Annotated in this window: 15 protein-coding genes and 1 riboswitch; of the genes, 12 read left to right on the top strand and 3 right to left on the bottom strand. The window is 72.2% G+C overall.

From position 1 onward, the window contains the following. Positions 1 to 100: 100 nt before the first annotated feature. From OG252_RS25080 to OG252_RS25060, 5 genes are all read left to right on the top strand, one after another. Complete coding sequence (locus tag OG252_RS25080; RefSeq protein ID WP_329338856.1) at positions 101 to 3,970, top strand: non-ribosomal peptide synthetase family protein; 3,870 nt, start codon at positions 101 to 103, stop codon at positions 3,968 to 3,970. Between the two features lie 87 nt (positions 3,971 to 4,057). Further along, positions 4,058 to 4,312 carry a tautomerase family protein gene (locus tag OG252_RS25075; protein ID WP_266436427.1) on the top strand — a complete coding sequence of 85 codons (255 nt, stop codon included), beginning with the start codon at positions 4,058 to 4,060 and terminating at the stop codon, positions 4,310 to 4,312. Continuing rightward, entirely contained in the window at positions 4,309 to 5,238 is a 930-nt protein-coding gene (locus OG252_RS25070) for a pseudouridine-5'-phosphate glycosidase (RefSeq protein WP_329338853.1), read from the top strand. Before OG252_RS25075 ends, OG252_RS25070 begins: the two co-directional genes overlap by 4 nt. A gap of 28 nt (positions 5,239 to 5,266) precedes the next feature. Further along, complete coding sequence (locus OG252_RS25065) at positions 5,267 to 6,337, top strand: alkene reductase (protein ID WP_266436424.1); 1,071 nt, start codon at positions 5,267 to 5,269, stop codon at positions 6,335 to 6,337. Further along, on the top strand, positions 6,334 to 7,305 hold the full coding sequence (locus OG252_RS25060) for a ribose-phosphate diphosphokinase (protein ID WP_266436423.1): 972 nt from the start codon (positions 6,334 to 6,336) through the stop codon (positions 7,303 to 7,305). Before OG252_RS25065 ends, OG252_RS25060 begins: the two co-directional genes overlap by 4 nt. A 12-nt stretch (positions 7,306 to 7,317) precedes the next feature. Here OG252_RS25060 and OG252_RS25055 read toward each other — a convergent pair whose 3' ends face one another. Next, the gene (locus OG252_RS25055; RefSeq protein ID WP_329338849.1) at positions 7,318 to 7,488 is read right to left on the bottom strand and encodes a hypothetical protein; all 171 of its coding nucleotides are present in this window, start codon (positions 7,486 to 7,488) and stop codon (positions 7,318 to 7,320) included. A 153-nt stretch (positions 7,489 to 7,641) separates the two neighbouring features. On the opposite strand from OG252_RS25055, the gene OG252_RS25050 reads away from it, so the two are divergent. The 4 genes from OG252_RS25050 (at position 7,642) to OG252_RS25035 (ending at position 11,830) form a co-directional block, all read left to right on the top strand. Further along, on the top strand, positions 7,642 to 8,991 hold the full coding sequence (locus OG252_RS25050; protein ID WP_266436420.1) for a helix-turn-helix domain-containing protein: 1,350 nt from the start codon (positions 7,642 to 7,644) through the stop codon (positions 8,989 to 8,991). 79 nt (positions 8,992 to 9,070) lie between these two features. Beyond that, positions 9,071 to 10,075: a permease gene (locus tag OG252_RS25045; RefSeq protein WP_329338846.1), complete on the top strand. Its 1,005-nt coding sequence runs from the start codon at positions 9,071 to 9,073 to the stop codon at positions 10,073 to 10,075. Between the two features lie 2 nt (positions 10,076 to 10,077). Continuing rightward, the gene (locus tag OG252_RS25040; protein ID WP_329345191.1) at positions 10,078 to 10,830 is read left to right on the top strand and encodes a TIGR03943 family putative permease subunit; all 753 of its coding nucleotides are present in this window, start codon (positions 10,078 to 10,080) and stop codon (positions 10,828 to 10,830) included. A 286-nt stretch (positions 10,831 to 11,116) separates the two neighbouring features. Then, a complete protein-coding gene (locus OG252_RS25035; RefSeq protein WP_266436416.1) occupies positions 11,117 to 11,830 on the top strand; it encodes a GAF and ANTAR domain-containing protein in 714 nt (237 codons plus the stop codon). Between the two features lie 70 nt (positions 11,831 to 11,900). Here the strand turns inward: OG252_RS25035 and OG252_RS25030 are convergent, their stop codons facing one another. Further along, on the bottom strand, positions 11,901 to 12,683 hold the full coding sequence (locus OG252_RS25030) for a hypothetical protein (RefSeq protein WP_329338844.1): 783 nt from the start codon (positions 12,681 to 12,683) through the stop codon (positions 11,901 to 11,903). Between the two features lie 308 nt (positions 12,684 to 12,991). Between OG252_RS25030 and thrS the strand changes: the two genes are divergently transcribed. Together thrS and OG252_RS25020 are read left to right on the top strand one after the other, a co-directional pair. Further along, complete coding sequence (thrS, locus tag OG252_RS25025) at positions 12,992 to 14,239, top strand: threonine--tRNA ligase (protein WP_329338842.1); 1,248 nt, start codon at positions 12,992 to 12,994, stop codon at positions 14,237 to 14,239. A 100-nt stretch (positions 14,240 to 14,339) separates the two neighbouring features. Next, positions 14,340 to 15,302, top strand: coding sequence for a nucleoside hydrolase (locus OG252_RS25020; protein ID WP_266436410.1), 963 nt, complete (start codon positions 14,340 to 14,342; stop codon positions 15,300 to 15,302). Positions 15,303 to 15,323: 21 nt separating this feature from the next. On the opposite strand, the gene OG252_RS25015 is transcribed toward OG252_RS25020, so the two are convergent. After that, a complete protein-coding gene (locus OG252_RS25015) occupies positions 15,324 to 16,445 on the bottom strand; it encodes a HoxN/HupN/NixA family nickel/cobalt transporter (protein ID WP_329338839.1) in 1,122 nt (373 codons plus the stop codon). A 28-nt stretch (positions 16,446 to 16,473) separates the two neighbouring features. Then, a riboswitch (cobalamin riboswitch) is annotated at positions 16,474 to 16,672 on the bottom strand. A gap of 80 nt (positions 16,673 to 16,752) precedes the next feature. Here OG252_RS25015 and OG252_RS25010 point away from each other — a divergent pair. Further along, positions 16,753 to 17,232 carry an ArsR/SmtB family transcription factor gene (locus OG252_RS25010; RefSeq protein WP_411152307.1) on the top strand — a complete coding sequence of 160 codons (480 nt, stop codon included), beginning with the start codon at positions 16,753 to 16,755 and terminating at the stop codon, positions 17,230 to 17,232. The last annotated feature ends 38 nt before the right edge of the window (positions 17,233 to 17,270 follow it).

Below are 17,270 nucleotides of genomic sequence, written 5' to 3'. Positions count from 1 at the left end.
CCGTACGCACGCCGCAGGCATACGCATGCCGCACGTCGTACGCGCAAAGCCGTTGTCACCGCCCGAACAGGGCGTCTTCATTTCCGGGGGGAAACACTTCATGAGCACCCGTGCGCCGATATCCGGCGTGTCCCACATGGGCGTCTCGCTGCCCGCTCTCCTTGCCCACCAGGCCCGTCTGCGGCCCGACGACACCGCCGTCACCCTGCCGCAGGCATCCGGCGAGAGCGGTCGTCTCACCTTCGGCGGGCTGGATGCCGCCGCCCGCCGGCTCGGCACCCATCTGGTCCGGCTCGGCGTCGAACCCGATGCCTGCGTCGGCCTGTTCACCGAACCGTCCGCCGAGCTGATGACCGGTGTGTGGGGCATCCTCACCGCCGGCGCCGCCTATCTGCCGCTGTCCCCGGACTATCCGGAGGACCGGCTGAGGTTCATGGTCGAGGACTCCGGAGCCCGGGTCGTCGTCACCCAGGACCACCTGCGCGAGCGCGCCCTGCGCCTGGTCCCGCAGGGCACCACCGTCGTCACCGCCTCCGACATCCCCGACCTGCCACCCGTACCCGCACCCGCCCCGCTGCCGCGGAACCGCGGCCACCACCTCGCGTACGTCATCTACACCTCGGGCAGCACCGGCCGCCCCAAGGGCGTGATGATCGAGCAGCGCAGCATCGTCTCCCAAATGCAGTGGCTGGCCAACTTCGGTCACCTGGGCCCCGAGGTGTCGATCCTGCAGAAGACGCCGATGAGCTTCGACGCGGCCCAGTGGGAGATCCTGGCGCCCGTCACCGGCGCCCGGGTCGTGATGGGGGCGCCCGGCATCTTCCGGGACCCGGAGGCGATCGTCACCACGATCTGCGAGCACCGGGTGACCGCCCTGCAGGCGGTGCCGACCCTGCTCCAGGCCCTCGTCGACACCGAACAGCTCGGCGCCTGCTCCTCGTTGACACGGGTCTTCTCCGGCGGCGAGGCCCTGACCCGCACCCTCGCCAAGGACCTGTTCGCGGTGCTGCCCGGGGTGTCGGTGGTCAACCTGTACGGGCCGACCGAGACGACGATCAACGCGACCTCGCACTGGATCGACCCGGACACCCTGGGCGAGGCACCCTCCGGGATCGTGCCGATCGGCACCCCGGCCGACAACGTCACCTGCTACATCCTCGACGAGAACCGCCAGCCGGTGGACATCGGCGAGAGCGGTGAGCTGTTCCTCGGCGGCGCCCAGGTCGCGCGCGGCTACATCGGTCTGCCCGAGCAGACCGCGGCGCGGTTCGTCACCTCGCCGTTCAACCCGACGGAGCGGCTGTACCGCACGGGCGACCTGTGCCAGTGGAACCCGGACGGCACGATCCAGTTCATGGGCCGCACCGACAACCAGGTCAAACTGCGCGGGTACCGCGTCGAACTGGAAGAGGTGGCCTCGCGCGTCGAGGAGCACGCGTGGGTACGGCGGGCCGCGGCCGTCGTCACCGACGACCCGCGCACCGGAAGCCAGGCCCTGGTCGCCGCGGTGGAGTTGAACGAGCGCACCGCCGCCGTGATGGACCAGGGCCGCGGGGACGCCGCCCACCACCAGTCCAAGGCGTCCAAGCTCCAGGTCAGGGCCCAGCTGTCCAACCCGGGCCTGCGCGAGCCGGCGGAGCTCGCGGGCCGCGCCACGGTCGAGCTGCCCGGCCGGGAGGCGTCCGCGGTCCAGCGGCGCAAGGCGTTCGCCCGCAAGACCTACCGGTTCTACGACGGCGGCCCGGTCACCGCGTCGGACGTCCTCGGCCTGCTCGCCCCGGGCCCGGTGTCGTCGTACTCCCGGCCGGTCGGCGAGCTGTCGATGGCGGAACTCGGCGAGATCCTGCGCTGGTTCGGCCCGTTCCGCAGCGAGGAGCGGCTGCTGCCGAAGTACGCCTACGCCTCGCCGGGCGCGCTGTACGCCACGCAGATGTACCTGGAGGCGAGCGGGCTGCCCGGTCTGGAGGCGGGCCTGTACTACCACCACCCGGTCGACCACGCCCTCGTCCGCCTCGGCGAGGTGTCCAAGGGCTTCCCCGCGCACGGCCTGCGCGTGCACTTCGTCGGCAAGCGGCGGGCGATCGAGCCCGTGTACAAGAACAACATCGCCGAGGTGCTGGAGTTCGAGGCCGGCCACATGGTCGGCGTGTTCGAGGAGGTCCTGCCCGCCCACGGGCTGGCCATCGAGCCGTACGGCTTCGAGCCGTCGGTCAAGGACCGGCTCGACGTGGCCGACGAGGACCTGTACCTGGGCACCTTCGCCGTCACCGGAAACATCACCGAGAACGACGGCCACGTCCGGCCGGAGCAGGTGGATCTGTATGTGCAGGCCCATGAGGACGGAGTGGAAGGCCTGGCCGCCGGTCTGTACCGGTACCGCGGCGGGGAGTTGGAACCCCTCGGCTCCGGGGTCGTCGAGAAGCGGCACGTCATCGCGATCAACCAGGGTGTGTACGAGCGGGCCGTGTTCGGCATCAGCGCGGTGGCCCGCACCGACGCCGAGTGGCTGCGCTACGTCGTCCTCGGCACCGCGCTGCACCACCTCCAGCGGCGGCCCGGCATCGGCCTGATGTCCTCCGGTTACTCCTCCAAGTCGGGGCATCCGCTGCCCGCCTCGCGCCGTCTGGACGATCTGCTGGCCGCCGCGGGCGAGCCGGCCGCGCCCGCCTCGTACTTCTTCGTCGGCGGCCGGATCAGCGACGAGCAGGCCGCGCACGAGGGCATGAACGAGGACGCCGTGCACACCAAGGGTCCGGCGGAGATGATCCGCGACGACCTCACGCGGTTCCTGCCGGACTACATGATCCCGGCCCGCGTGCTGGTGGTGAACGAACTGCCGCTGACCGCCAACGGCAAGATCGACGCGAAGGCCACGGCCGGCCTGCCGGAGATCGCGCAGGCCCGTACGTCGGCCGAGTACGTGGCGCCCGCGACGGCCACCGAGCGCTGGCTGGCCGGCGAGTGGGGCCGCACACTGAAGTACGAGGACGTCTCCACGCAGGACGAGTTCTTCGCCTCCGGGGGCAACTCCCTGCACGCGGTGGCGCTGGTCAACCGGATCAACCGGGAGTTCGGCATCACCCTGCCGCTCCAGGTGGTCTTCGAGTCCCCGAAGCTGGCCGACCTCGCGGCCCGCGTCGACGAGGGCGCCCCGGGCCGCGTCTCCCGCCTCGTCCCGTTGCACGGCGCCGGCGCCGACCGTCCGGTGTTCTGCTGGCCGGGCCTCGGCGGTTACCCGATGAACCTGCGCCTGCTCGGCCGCGAGGCCGCCCCCGACCGTGCCTTCTACGGCGTCCAGGCGCACGGCATCAACCCGGGCGAGCTGCCGTACGGCACGATCCGCGAGATGGCTATGGCCGACGTCGCCGAGATCCGGCGCACGCAGGCCTCGGGGCCGTACACCCTGTGGGGCTACTCCTTCGGCGCGCGGGTGGCGTTCGAAGCGGCCTGGCAGCTGGAGCAGTTCGGCGAGAAGGTCGAGCGGCTGCTGCTGATCTGCCCGGGCAACCCGCGCGTGCGCACCGAGGACGGCCGGCCGTGGGGGCGCGAGGCCTCGTACGCCAACCCCGCCTATGTGACCATCCTGTTCTCCGTGTTCACGGGCACGATCCACGGGCCGGAGCTCCAGGAGTGCCTCGCCCGGGCGGCCGACGAGGACTCCTTCGTCGGGTATGTGTCGGGGCTGCTGCCCCAGCTCGGTGCGGAAACGATTCGCCGGATCACCCGGATCGTCTCCGAGACCTACGAGTTCGAGTACAGCTTCCGCGAACTGCGCGAGCGCCGCATCGAGGCGCCCGTGACGATCTTCAAGGCGCGCGGCGACGACTACTCCTTCGTGGAGGACAGCTCCGGCTACTCCGCCGCACCGCCGCGGATCGTCGAGCTGGCGGGCGACCACTACGCCGTGCTGAAGGAGCACGGCGTGGGTGAACTCGTCGCCGCCATCCGTCACGCGACGGCCCGCCAGTAGCCGGCCGCCGCCCGCAGATCCCTCGCCCCCGTGCACATCCCCCGCCACGGGGGCGAGGCCCCCGGAACACCGGAAAGGAGCCGTGCGATGCCGCACGTCAGCATCAGGCACTGGCCGCGCACCTTCACCGACGCCGAGAAGGCGGACCTGGTCGCGGCGCTCACCGAGACGATCACCAAGGGCTTCGGCTGCCCGCCGGGCGCGGTGTCGATCGCCGTGGAGGCGGTGGAGCGGTCCCGCTGGACCGCCGAAGTGCACGTACCCGAACTCCAGGAGCGCGCCCACCTGTTGTGGAAGCCGCCGAACTACTCCGAGCCCGTCCCGACCGAAGGAACCTCATGAGCACGATCCCCCTCGTCTTCACCGAAGAGGTCCGTGAGGCCCTGCACGAGGGCCGTCCGGTCGTCGCGCTGGAGTCCAACGTCATCACGCACGGCCTGAAGTACCCGCACAACGCCGAGACCGCCCACCGGGTCGAGGCCGCCGTCCGCAAGGGCGGCTCGGTGCCGGCGACGATCTGTGTCGAGGACGGAGCGATCCGGGTCGGCATGACCGAGCGGGACATCGAGCGGTTCGCGTCCGCGCCCGGCATCCCGAAGGTGTCCAGCCGGGACCTGCCGATCGTCCTCGCGGGCGGCGGCCGGGGCGCGACCACCGTCGCCTCCTCGCTGGTGGCGGCCGAGCTCGCCGGGATCCCGTTCTTCTCCTCCGCGGGACTCGGCGGGGTGCACCGGGGCGCCGAGACCACCATGGACGTCTCCTCGGACCTGATCCAGCTGACCCGCTCCAAGGTCGCGGTGGTGTGCGCCGGGGCGAAGATGATCCTCGACCTGAAGCTGACCATGGAGTACCTGGAGACGCAGTGCGTCCCGGTCGTCTCCTACGGCTCCGACGACTTCCCCGCGTTCTACTGCGCGTCCAGCGGCGTGAAGTCCCCGCACCGCATCGACGACGAGGACCTGATCGCCAGGTCCGTCGCCCTGCACTGGGCCGCCGGCCATCCCGGCTCGTTCGTCGTCACCACCCCGCCGCGCGCCGAGGACGCCGTCGACGCCGCCGAGGCGGAGGCCGCGATCGCCGACGCGCTCGCCCAGGCCGAGCGGGACGGCGTCACCGGCCAGGGCCTCACCAAGTACCTGATGCACGCGGTCGACCGGGCCACCGGCGGCCGTACCGCACAGGCCAACATGGCCGTCCTGATCTCCACCGCCGAGGTGGGGGGCCGGATGGCCGCCGCGTACGCCCGTCAGCTCACCGACCGTTCCTGACCACCCGCATCCCCAGGGAGACACCCGCATGACCTCGCTGTTCGACTCCGTGACCTTCGGCAAGATCCCGCTGGCCAACCGGCTGGTGATGGCGCCGATGACCCGCAACCGGGCCAAGCCGTGCGGCGGCGCCACCGAGCTGATGGCCGAGTACTACGCCCAGCGCGCCTCGGCCGGCCTCGTCATCACCGAGGGCGTGCAGCCCTCCCAGGTCGGCCAGGGCTTCCTGAACACGCCCGGCCTGCACCACCCCGAGCAGGTCGCCTCCTGGCGGGCGGTGACCGACGCGGTGCACGCCGCGGGCGGCCGGATCGTGGTCCAGCTGATGCACTCCGGCCGGATCGGCCACCCGTCGCTGTACGACAGCGCCCACACCTCCGTCGCGCCCTCACCGGTCGCCGCGGCCGGCCAGTGCTTCACCCCGGGCGGCATGCAGGACTACCCGGTCCCGCACGAGCTGACCACCGAGGAGATCGCCGCGACCGTACGGGACTTCGCGGCCGCCGCCCGCAACGCCGTCGAGGCCGGCTTCGACGGGGTGGAGATCCACGCGGGCAACGGCTTCCTGCTGCACCAGTTCCTCGCCGAGAACACCAACCACCGTACCGACGCCTACGGCGGCTCGATCGAGAACCGCGTCCGCTTCGCCGTCGAGGTCACCGAGGCCGTCGTCGCCGCGATCGGCAACGAGCGCACCAGCATGCGCATCTCGCCCGGCAACACCTACAACGACATCGCCGAGGGCGACACCGAGGCCCTGTACGCGGCCCTGGTCCCGGCCCTGCCCGAGCTGGCGTTCCTGGAGGTGTGCGAGATCGTGACCCGCCCGGTGACCCGGGCCGTGCGCGACCTGTGGCAGGGCAACCTGGTGCTGAACCCGCACGCCGGCCCCGACTCCTTCCCGGCCACGGCGAAGTCCGCGCAGGAGGTGCTGGACGAGGGCCTGGCGGACGCCGTCTCGCTGGGCGCGCTCTTCCTCGCCAACCCCGACCTGCCCGCCCGGATCGCGGCCGGCGGCCCCTTCAACGAGGCCGACGAGTCGGCGTTCTACGGCGGCGACCACCGCGGCTACACCGACTACCCCGCGCTCGGCCAGTGAGGGCCGACCGGGGCAACGAGCGCACCCTGCTCCTCTTCGCCGGCCGCGCCCACCCGGAGCTGGCCGGGAAGGTCGCCGCGGAGCTGGGCGCGCGCCTGGTGCCCACGCAGGCCCGGGACTTCGCCAACGGGGAGATCTACGTCCGGTACGAGGAGTCGGTGCGGGGCGCGGACTGCTTCGTCATCCAGTCCCACACCGCGCCCATCAACACGTGGATCATGGAACAGCTCATCATGATCGACGCGTTGAAGCGGGCCTCCGCCCGCAGTATCACCGTCGTCGCCCCGTTCTACGGCTACTCGCGGCAGGACAAGAAGCACAAGGGCCGCGAGCCGATCTCGGCACGGCTGCTCGCGGACCTGCTGGCGTCGGCCGGCGCGGACCGGATCATCACCGTGGACCTGCACACCGACCAGATCGCCGGGTTCTTCGACGGTCCGATGGACCACCTGTTCGCGCTGCCGACGCTCGCCGACCACATCGCCGCCGGGTCGGACCACCGGCGGCTGACGGTGGTGTCGCCGGACGCGGGCCGGGTGCGGGTCGCGGACCGGTGGTGCGACCGGCTCGGCACTCCGCTGGCGATCGTCCACAAGAAGCGGGACAAGGACGTGGCCCACCAGGTCAGCGTCCACGAGGTGGTGGGCGAGGTCGAGGGCCGGGTGTGCGTCCTGGTCGACGACATGGTCGACACGGCGGGCACGATCTGCGCGGCGGCCGACGCGCTGTACGACAGCGGCGCCGAGGACGTGATCGTGGCGGCCACCCACGGCATCCTGTCCGGCCCGGCGGTGGACCGGCTGAGGAACTCGCGGGTCAGCCGCTTCGTGTTCACCGACACCCTGCCGACCGCCGCGGCGACCGGCCTGGCCAAGGTGGAGGTCCTGTCCATCGCCCCGGTGATCGCGCACGCGATCCGGGAGATCTTCGAGAACGGCTCGGTGACGAGTCTCCTCGACGAGCTGTAACCGGGGTGCTGTCTAGCGGCCGGCGGGGGCCGCGGAGTCCGTGAGCTGCGTGGCGTGCCGCGCGGGGGGCTCCGCCGCCCTCGCCGGGCCCGCGTTCGCCGCCAGTACCAAGGCGAGGACCGCGACGACGGCGGCGACGATGCCCCTGGTGTAACGCTCGGTGGCGCTGGTGCGATCAAGCACGACAACCTCGCAGCGGCGACAGGACGACAACAACAACCGCAACAACAGCAACGAAAACAAACAGAAGCAGCGGCGTATTAAGCATGGTTAATACGCCGTTTAACCTAGGGGCTGTCGGAGTCGAACGGCAAGAGGCACTAGGGGAGTTGGGCAATGTCGGAGCGCGACGACCCGGTGACCATCGGGCGCAGGGTCCAGCAGCTGCGGATCGACCGCGGGCTGACCCAGAGACAGGTGGCCGAACCGGCCTACACGCCCGCCTACATCTCCACCCTGGAGGCCGGCCGCGTCCGCCCCTCCGACGGCGCGCTGAGGCATCTCGCCGAGCGGCTCGGCGTCGGCTTCGAGGAGCTGGCCACCGGCCGCCCGGCCCACCTGATCACCGAACTGCGGCTGCAACTGACCGGCGCCCAGCGCACCTTGGCGACCGGCGCCGCCGAGGCCGCCGCCGAGGGGTTCGCGTCGGTCCTCGCGCAGGCGGAGGCACACGGTCTGGTCGGTGAGCAGGCCGACGCCCTGCTCGGGCTCGGCGAGTCCGGCATCGACACCGGCGACCTGGCCGCCGCCCGGCTCTACTTCGAGCGGGCCGAGGAGGCACTCGCCCGCGTGGCCGCGCCGCTGCCCGCCCGCGTCCCGGCGATCCGGGGCCGGGCCGTCTCGCACTACCTGGGCGGTGAACTCCGCTACGCCGTCTACCTGTTGGAGTCCACCCTCGACGAGCTGAACCGCGGCGGCCTGCACGACCCCGACGCGCTGCTCCTCCTCTACGCCAGCGTCATCGGCCCCTACATGGACATGGGCGCCCACGCCCGCGCCGCCCAGGCCGCCGAGCTCGCCCTCGCCCTGGCACCCCAGGTCGGCGACCCGGCCCTGGTGGCCCGGATGCACCGCTCGGTCGCCCGCACCCTGCTCGCCGAGGGCCGTATCGCCGAGGCCGACGCCTCGCTCGGCAAGGCGGCCGAGCTGTACCGGCAGCTCCAGCTCCGCACCGAACTCGCCAACTGCCACTGGATGCGCGGGTACGTCTACGCGCAGAACGGCGAACTCAAGCGCGCCGAGGCCGAGTTGCGGGAGGCCCTCGCGATGCTCTCCGCCAAGCGGGCCGCCCTCTACTCCAGCCAGGTCGCCGTCGAGCTGGCCGACGTACTGCACCGGCGCGGCAAGTCCGACGAGGCGGCCGAGCTGCTGCACGAGGTGCTCAGCGACTTCAGCGCCGAACGCGGCGCCCTGCACTCCGCCGCCGCCCACCGCCTCCTCGGCATCATCGCCGAGGACGCCCGGGACCCCGAGGCCGCCGAGGAACACTACGTACGCGCCCTGAGCCTGCTGGAGCGGGCGGGCGCGGCCGGCGACCTGGCCGACCTGTGCCGGCTGCTGGGGGACCTGCTGCGCCGCACGGGGCGCGTGGAGGCCGCGCTGGACGCCTACCGGACGGGGCTCGGACACCGTACGGCCCCGGGGACCACCACCCTCGGGCCCGCGCCCGCACAGCCTCCTCTGTGACGAAAACGGGGCGTTGCACAGCGGTCCCGGCTACCGTGCGCGGAGACACCGCGGACACACGCACTACCGGGACAGGCACGTGGAGAACCAACGAACGGCGGGCGACAACCTGCGGCTCGCCGTACGCGCGCTCTTCTACGCCGTCTTCGGCGGGGCGGCGCTGCTCGCCATCGCGACCGTCCTCTCCGTCCTCGGGCCGATGCTCGCGCTCGACCTGTACACCCCGGCCGTCGCCGCCTGGTGGACGGTCTTCACGGCGATCGCCGTCCAGGGTGTGCCGTTCCTGCTGCTCGGTACGGTCGTCTCGGCGGCCATCGGGGCCTTCGTGCCGGAGAAGGTGTTCAAGCGGCTCCTCCCGCGCAACCAGGCCCTCGCCGTGCCCGTCGCGGGAGCCGCGGGAGTCGTGCTCCCCGGCTGCGAGTGCGCGTCCGTGCCGGTGGCCGGGAGCCTGATGAGCCGGGGCGTGGCCCCTGCGGCCGCCCTCGCCTTCCTCCTCTCCGCGCCCGCGATCAATCCGGTGGTGCTGGTGGCGACCTCCATCGCCTTCCCCCGGCAGCCCGAGATGGTGCTCGGCCGACTGGTCGCCTCGCTGGGGACGGCCGTGGTGATGGGCTGGCTGTGGGCCCGGTTCGGGCGGGACGAGTGGATACGGCTGCCCAAGCGGCGCGCCCAGGCCGGCCCGGGCGGTCTGCGGGCCTTCGGTGCCGGGCTCCAGCACGACTTCCTGCACGCCGGCGGCTTCCTCGTGGTCGGCGCGGCGGCCGCGGCCACCTTCAACATCGCCGTCCCGAGGTCCGTGCTCGACGTCTTCACCGGCTCGGCCTGGGTCGCGGTGCTGCTGCTGGCCGTCCTGGCCGTCGTCCTGTGCGTGTGCAGCGAGGCCGACGCCTTCGTCGCCGCCTCGCTCAGCGGCTTCTCGCCCACCGCCCGGCTGGCGTTCATGGTCGTCGGCCCGATGGTCGACCTGAAGCTGATCGCCCTCCAGTCGGGAACCTTCGGGCGCGCCTTCGCCGTACGGTTCTCGGCCGCGACCTGGGTGGTGGCCGTGGCGAGCAGCGTGCTGGTCGGGTGGTGGCTGCTGTGAGCCTGCGACGGTACGGCTCCTCCGTCCTCCTCGCCCTCATGGGCGCGGCCGTCCTGCGGATATCCCTCTTCAGCGAGCTGTACCTGCGGTATGTGCAGGCGCCACTGCGGCCGTACCTGGTCGTGTCGGGGGTGGTGCTGGTGCTGCTGGGGGCCGTGATGGCGGCGGTACGGCGGTTCGCCCCCGACGATCAGGAAGAGGACGTTCACGAAGAGGACGTTCACGACGAGGGCGGTCACGAAGAGGGTGGTCATCACCACCACGGCCCCCGCGTCGCCTGGCTCCTCACCCTCCCCGCCCTCGCCCTGCTCCTCTTCCCGCCCCCCGCCCTCGGCTCCTACAGCGCCGGGCGCGAGGCCGCCCAGCGGGCGGCGCAGGGGGTCGGGACCTTCCCGGCGCTCGCCTCCGGGGACCCGGTGGAGCTGACGCTCGCCGAGTTCAACTCCAGGGCGATCTACGACAGCGGACGGTCGCTGCAGGGCCGTACGGTCCGGATGACCGGCTTCGTCACCCACGGCGAGGACGGCACCTGGTACGTCACCCGGCTCTACGTCACCTGCTGTGCCGCCGACGCGACGGCCGGCAAGGTCGAGGTCCGCGGCGACGACGCGCCGCCGGTCGACACCTGGGTCACCGTGACCGGCACCTGGCATCCCAAGGGCCGCCTGGGCAGCGACGAGGCCTGGCCGGCGGTGCTCGACGTCACGTCGGTCGACCGGGTGAAGCAGCCGGCGGATCCGTACGAGCAGCGCTAGGGCCCTTCTGCCGGAGAGAACGCCGGGCGGGTTTCGCCCCCCGCGCGAGGGGTAGTCGGGCGTCGCCCCTAGCGGGGCCTGTACGACGGTGGGCGCGCTCTGATGTAAGGAGGCGGTGGCCGTGCGTCCCAGGGACGGTCCGAACGGCGCCCACGGTGGCGAGCCCGGCCGGTACGGAGCGGAAGGCGGCGACTCCGGTAGCCCTCGGTATGCTCCGCAACCCGGATACCCCGAGCCTCCCCGGGCGTCGGACGGCGACGCCGAACGAGAGCTCGCACAGGACCGCATGCGTGACGTCGACCTGATCGCGGAGGGTGTGCGGGACGCCGAGCCCAAGGAGATGCCCGGGCGGCTGTGCGGGGTGGCGGTCGAACTGCTGCCGGTGGCCGGCGCGAGCGTGGCGCTGCACAACGAGGGCATGCCCGTACGGCTGAGCGCGAGCAGCGAGCAGGCCGCCCGCGTGGCGGAGATCCAGGCCACCCTCGGCGACGGACCGTGTCTGTCCGCCGCCCGGATCTGCGCGCCGGTGCTCGCCTGCGACCTCACCGCCGGCCGGGACGTCCGGCGCTGGCCGGTCTTCGCCCAGCAGGCCACGGCCGTCGGCGTACGGGCCATGTACTCGCTCCCGCTGGGCAACGAATCGGTGTGCGTGGGCACCTTCGACCTCTACCGCGACACCCCCGGCGAGCTCACACCCCGCGAACTGCGCACCGCGCAGCTGGTGGCGAGCGTGATGACGGTCGCCCTGATGGCGCTGCCCCGAGGGGACGAGAACGGGGGCCGGGAGACGGAACCCTGGCTGAGCGGCCTTGCCCAGGACCAGGACCAGGTCTATCAGGCCGTCGGCATGATCATGGCCCAGCTCGGCGTCGACGCCGACGAGGCGCTGGCCCGCCTGCGCGCCCACGCCTTCGCGGAGAGCCGTACGGCGCTGGAAATGGCGCGTGACGTGGTCGGACACCGGACGAGTTTCGACCGGGACGACGGCGACGGGGACTGAACGGGGACGGGACCGGGGACGGGACTGAACGGCGACGGACGGTACGGAACCGCCGTACCGTCCCGGAACCTCAGACCTCCACCCGACCCCGCTTGCGGACCTCCGTCAGGCGCTGCGCCCCCAGCTGTACGACCGCCTGCGCGACCTCGGGCGCCACCTCGCCGAAGCCGCCGTGGGTGAGGCCGATCGCGTCGTCGCCGACGCGCACGACCGCCACGTCCAGGGTGAACGCGGCGGGGTCGCCGTCGGCCGTCTCGCCCCACACGACGATCCGCAGCCCCTGCCGGGCCTCCCCGACCTGCGGCAGCGCGGCCTCAGAGACCTCGACGTCGTGCACGTCGCCCCGCGTGGCCTTGACCGTGAACTTCGCGCACTTCTTCGGCAGCGACTTCAGCCAGGCCAGCGTGCGGTCCACGTCCGCCGCCGGGTGGGCGACGACCTGCTGGCGCAGCTGGGTCTCGTTCCAGTCGTCGTCGAGCCCGACCACCGCGCGGGGGCGGGCGTCCGCGCCGAACAGCTCCTCGGCGTAGACGGTGTCGAGCAGGCGCTGGCAGTCCGGGCGGTTCGTCTTCGCCTTGAGCACGGTGTCGTGCCAGGTGGCCGCGCCTTGCGTGGACGTCCACGGCTCCCCCAGATCGACGGCCGTGAGCAGCGTGGCCTGCGCCTGTGCGTCGGTGAGGGCGGGGGTGGCGGCCGGGCTCTTCGCGGACGGGGAGGGCGGCGTGGTCGTCGCGGAGAGGTCGGGTTTCTCGGCGGTGGGCGGGGTGGTGAGGGCGGAGCAGGCGCTGGCGGTCAGGAGGGCGCCGACCGCCAGCGCGGAGGCGGTGAGGACACGGGCCGGGGGTCGGGTCATCGGGGTCTCTCCTGAGGGCTGCCAAGATCGAGTGCGCCCTCTTACGGCACCACCGGGACGGACGGGCCACCAGTGAGCCGGGCCGTACGGGTGAGGGGCGTCGGTGCGAAAACCCGTCGCACTGCTCCCCGCCCCCTTGTTACCGTCCCCCCCATGCAGCGCGCCCACGTAGTACTCGTGTCTCTCACGACGACGCCGGAGAGTGTCCCGGCGCGCTGACAGCTGACCCAGTCGAAAGCCCCGGGGCGAGTGCCCCGGGGCTTCGGCGTGCGGGGGCTCGTCGCCGGTCACCGTGAGGAGAGACCGCCATGACCGCCATGGACGCCCTGCCCGGCCCGCACGACCACCGCCGACTCGGCCGTGAGCTCGGCCTGTTCGACACCGACCCGCTGATGGGCGCGGGCCTGCCCTACTGGCTGCCCGACGGGGCCGTGGTGCGGCACACCCTGGAGGAGTACGTCCGGGAGGCCGAGCGCGCCGCCGGCTACCGGCACGTGTACTCGCCGGTCCTCGGCAAACGCGAGCTGTACGAGATCTCGGGGCACTGGTCCCACTACAGCGAGGACATGTTCCCGCCGATGGAGCTGGGCGCGGAGGAGGTCGTGCTGCGGCCGAGCCTGTGTCCCCACCACGCGCTGATCTACCGCTCCCGCTCCCACAGCTACCGCGAACTGCCGCTGAGAATGGCGGAGTTGGGCGGCATGTACCGCGCCGAGCTGTCCGGGGTGCTGGGCGGTCTGACCCGGGTCCGGGCCATCCAGCTCAACGACGCGCACATCTTCTGCACCCTGGAGCAGGCCGTGGACGAGGCCCGGGACGCGCTGGAGCTGATCGGCCGCGCGTACGCCGATCTCGGCATCCGCCCGACCCGGTACCGGCTCTCCCTGCCCGGCGAGGGCGGCAAGTACGTCGCCGACCCGGAGCTGTGGCGGCGGGCCACCGCGCTGCTGCGGGAGGTGCTCGACGACTCGGGGATCCCCTACGAGGCGGCCGAGGGCGAGGCCGCCTTCTACGGCCCCAAGATCGACGTCCAGATCGCCGATCCGGCCGGCCGCGAGGCCACCCTCTCCACCGTCCAGATCGACTTCCACCAGCCCGAGCGCTTCGACCTGCACTACATCGGCGCCGACGGGGCGAAGCACCGGCCGGTCATGGTGCACCGCAGCCTCATCGGCAGCGTGGAACGGGCGGTCGCGCACCTCGTCGAGCAGCACGGCGGCGCGTTCCCGGCCTGGCTCGCGCCCGTGCAGCTGGTGGTGCTGCCGGTGGCGGACGCACAGGAGGAGCGGGCGCACGAGGTCGTACGGCAGGCCCTGGCGCGGGGACTCCGGGCCGACGCGCGCGGTCCCGGCGACGGCACCCTCGGCGCCCGGGTCCGGGCGGCGCGCCTCGTGCCGTACCAGGCGGTGATCGGCGAGCGGGAGGCCGCCGGCGACCTGGTGGCCGTACGACTGCGGGACGGGAGCCGTCCGGGGGCGGTGCCTGTCGGGGAGCTGCTGGAGCGCATCGGTGCCCGGGTCGCGGACCGCGGGACCGAACTGTGGGGGCCTGCGTAAGGTCACTGACGTAGGGACCGTAGAGACACCTCAGAAGACACCTCAGAAGCCACCTCAGAAGCCACCTCAGAGACACCTTCACGAAGCGAGGAGCGCCGCTGTGACCGGTCAGCCCATCCCGGTGATCATCGACTGCGACACGGGTGTCGACGACGCCCTGGCCCTGCTGTTCGCCGTACGGCACCCCGCGCTCGACGTGCGGGCGGTGACCTGCGTGGCCGGGAACACCGACGTGGACGGCGTCGTACGCAACACCCTGACCGTGCTGGAGCAGGCCGGGGCCGGTGACATCCCGGTCGCGCGGGGCGCCGAGCGCCCGCTGATCGAGCCGGTGCGCACGGCCCGGCATGTGCACGGGCAGGACGGGATGGGCGACCTCGGGCTGCCCGCGCCGACCCGCCGGCCGGTCGACGTGGACGCGGTGACGCTGCTGCGGCGGGAGATCCTCGCCTCGCCGACGCCGGTCACCCTCATCCCCATGGCGCCCCTGACGAACATCGCGCTGCTGCTGCGTACGCATCCGGAGGTGGTGCGCAACATCGAGCGGATCGTGTTCATGGGCGGCGCGGTGGCGACCGGGAACGCCACGCCGGTCGCGGAGTTCAACGTGTGGCACGACCCGGAGGCGGCCGCGATCCTACTCACCGCCGGGGTGCCGATCACCATGTACGGCCTGGACGTCTTCAAGCAGGTCCTCGTCCCGGCCGGGGACGTCCAGCGGCTGCGCGCGAGCGCGGAGCCCCGCCTCCGGCTGGCCGGCGAACTCCTCGCCCACCGCGACCCGGCCACCTCCGGCGACCCCACCCCCACCGGCGGCCTCGGCGACGCGGGCGCGGTCTGCGCGGTCGTCGACCCGGGGGGCATCACCACCGAACGCCTCCCGGTCGAGGTGAGCCTGGCCCCGGGCACGGGCCGGGGCCAGACGATCGTCGACCGGCGCCCCCGCCCCGGCGAGTCCGAGATCCACGAGGGCACCCGTGAACAGCGGCTGGTGGACGTGGCGTTGGGTGTGGACGTGGAGCGGTACGTGAAGCTGTGGCTGACGACGGTGGAGGGGGCCTAGGGGTATAGGGGTCTAGGGGGGCTAGTGGGTGTCCGCCGCCGGCCGTACCGCCCACCGCTGTTCCACCTTCGCGAGCCGCCAGTAGCCGATGGCCGCCGCCCACACCACCACGAACAGGCCGACGATGACGTAGCCGACGCTGTCGAGGTTGATGCCGGCGATCCAGGTGGTGACCGTGTCGGTCAGGTCGAGCTTCTCGTGCAGGACGCCGACGAGTTGGATGGTGCCGATGAAGAAGGCGACGACGATGGACAGGCCGGTGATCGTGAGGTTGTAGAAGACCTTGCGGACCGGGTTGGAGAACGCCCACTGGTAGGCGAAGTTCATGAAGGTGCCGTCGAGGGTGTCGAACAGGCTCATGCCGGCGGCGAAGAGGAGGGGCAGGGAGAGGATCGCGTACCAGGGCAGTCCGGCCGCCGCGCCCGAGCCCGCCATCACCATCAGCGTCACCTCGGTGGCCGTGTCGAAGCCGAGGCCGAAGAGGAAGCCGAGCGGGTACATCTGGCCCGGGCGGGTGATGGACTTGGTGAGGCGGCCGAGGATGCGGTTCATGAACCCGCGGGAGTCCAGGTGCTGTTCGAGCTCCTTCTCGTCGTAGGCGCCCGCCCGCATCGCCTTGAACACCTTCAGGATGCCCAGCAGGGCGGCCAGGTTGAGGGCGGCGATGAGGTAGAGGAACGTGCCGGAGATCGTCGTACCGAGGACGCCGAGCACCTGGTGGGTGCCGGAGTCCTCGTTCATGACCGTTCCGGCGAGCTGGGTGCCGCCCGCGATCAGCAGGGCGAGCAGCACCACCACGCTGGAGTGGCCGAGCGCGAACCAGAAGCCCACCGACACCGGGCGCTTGCCGTCGGCCATCAGCTTGCGGGTGGTGTTGTCGATCGCGGCGATGTGGTCGGCGTCGAAGGCGTGCCGCATGCCGAGGGTGTAGGCGGTGATGCCGAGGCCGATGCCGAAGGCCTTGTCGCCGACCTCGTAGTGCCCGGGGACGACGAGGAGGAACAGGATCCCGAAGGCGACGACGTGCAGCGCGGCGACGGCCGACATGAGGCCGGCGGTCTTGAGGGTGTCCTCGCGGCGCCACTTGAAGGACGTCGGGGCGGGGACGGGCGCAGACTTCTGGGCAGGCTTGGGCAGGGTCATCCGGTCACGCTCCAGCACCTCGTGGATCAACTCGTGAGATGCCGTGGCCGGTCTCCTGGCTTACGGGTCGTGCGTGTCCGTTCCTGCCTTCCCGGTCGTGCGACCAGTGGCCCGGCTGGCGCCGGACGGGACGGAAACTCCCCGATCACAGTGGCGAGGGCCGCTCCGGCATGGACCCTTGAGGGGTCGTCACCGGCTTCCCGAGCACCACGGCCAGCCCACCGTAGGGTGGCGAGCGGTCTCCTGCATAGCTGCGTACCTGCGCAGGTATGGAAGATCACATGGGGGTGCCTGCGAGGATGGCGGCATGCATCTCGTTCCGGCCGACCGAGCGGATCGCCGAACCATCGACGGGCACCGGGTGTGCGACGCCATCGCCGCGATCGGCGAACCGGGCCATGTCCGCGCCTGGGCCGACCGCTTCTCGCTGCTCGCCGATCCCAAGCGGCTGGCTCTGCTGCTCGCCCTGCACCGCACCGGCCCCCTGGCCGTCTCCGACCTGGCGATCGCCACCGGCATGAACGACCCCGCCGTGTCGCAGGCGCTCAGGCTGCTGCGGGCGGCGGGGGTCGTGGAGGGGGAGAAGGAGGGGCGGATCGTCCGCTACCGGGTGGTGGACGCCGACATCGCCTCGCTGCTCCTTTCAGCCCGTCCGGCGTTTGAGGACGAGGCCCTTTCAGGGCCGACAGCGGGGTCTGGGGGCGCAGCCCCCAGGGACGGGACGGGAAGGGGCGGAGGGGGCGAATCCCGTGTCCTCAGCCCGAAGCCCGAACGCCGGCCGGGCTGAAACCGCCCGACCGGCGCTGCGCTGACTACACCAACCGC

This window comes from Streptomyces sp. NBC_01352 (genome assembly GCF_036237295.1).
GTDB lineage: Bacteria > Actinomycetota > Actinomycetes > Streptomycetales > Streptomycetaceae > Streptomyces > Streptomyces plumbiresistens.
The sequence above is the reverse complement of the archived record's forward strand: the minus strand, read 5'-3'. Positions and strand labels throughout refer to the sequence as shown.

Coding starts and splice junctions, on each gene's coding strand:
- OG252_RS25080 (WP_329338856.1), top strand. CDS start 101: ATGAGCACCCGTGCGCCGATATCCGGCGTGTCCCACATGGGCGTCTCG.
- OG252_RS25075 (WP_266436427.1), top strand. CDS start 4,058: ATGCCGCACGTCAGCATCAGGCACTGGCCGCGCACCTTCACCGACGCC.
- OG252_RS25070 (WP_329338853.1), top strand. CDS start 4,309: ATGAGCACGATCCCCCTCGTCTTCACCGAAGAGGTCCGTGAGGCCCTG.
- OG252_RS25065 (WP_266436424.1), top strand. CDS start 5,267: ATGACCTCGCTGTTCGACTCCGTGACCTTCGGCAAGATCCCGCTGGCC.
- OG252_RS25050 (WP_266436420.1), top strand. CDS start 7,642: ATGTCGGAGCGCGACGACCCGGTGACCATCGGGCGCAGGGTCCAGCAG.
- OG252_RS25035 (WP_266436416.1), top strand. CDS start 11,117: ATGCGTGACGTCGACCTGATCGCGGAGGGTGTGCGGGACGCCGAGCCC.
- OG252_RS25030 (WP_329338844.1), bottom strand. CDS start 12,683: ATGACCCGACCCCCGGCCCGTGTCCTCACCGCCTCCGCGCTGGCGGTC.
- thrS (WP_329338842.1), top strand. CDS start 12,992: ATGACCGCCATGGACGCCCTGCCCGGCCCGCACGACCACCGCCGACTC.
- OG252_RS25015 (WP_329338839.1), bottom strand. CDS start 16,445: ATGACCCTGCCCAAGCCTGCCCAGAAGTCTGCGCCCGTCCCCGCCCCG.
- OG252_RS25010 (WP_411152307.1), top strand. CDS start 16,753: ATGCATCTCGTTCCGGCCGACCGAGCGGATCGCCGAACCATCGACGGG.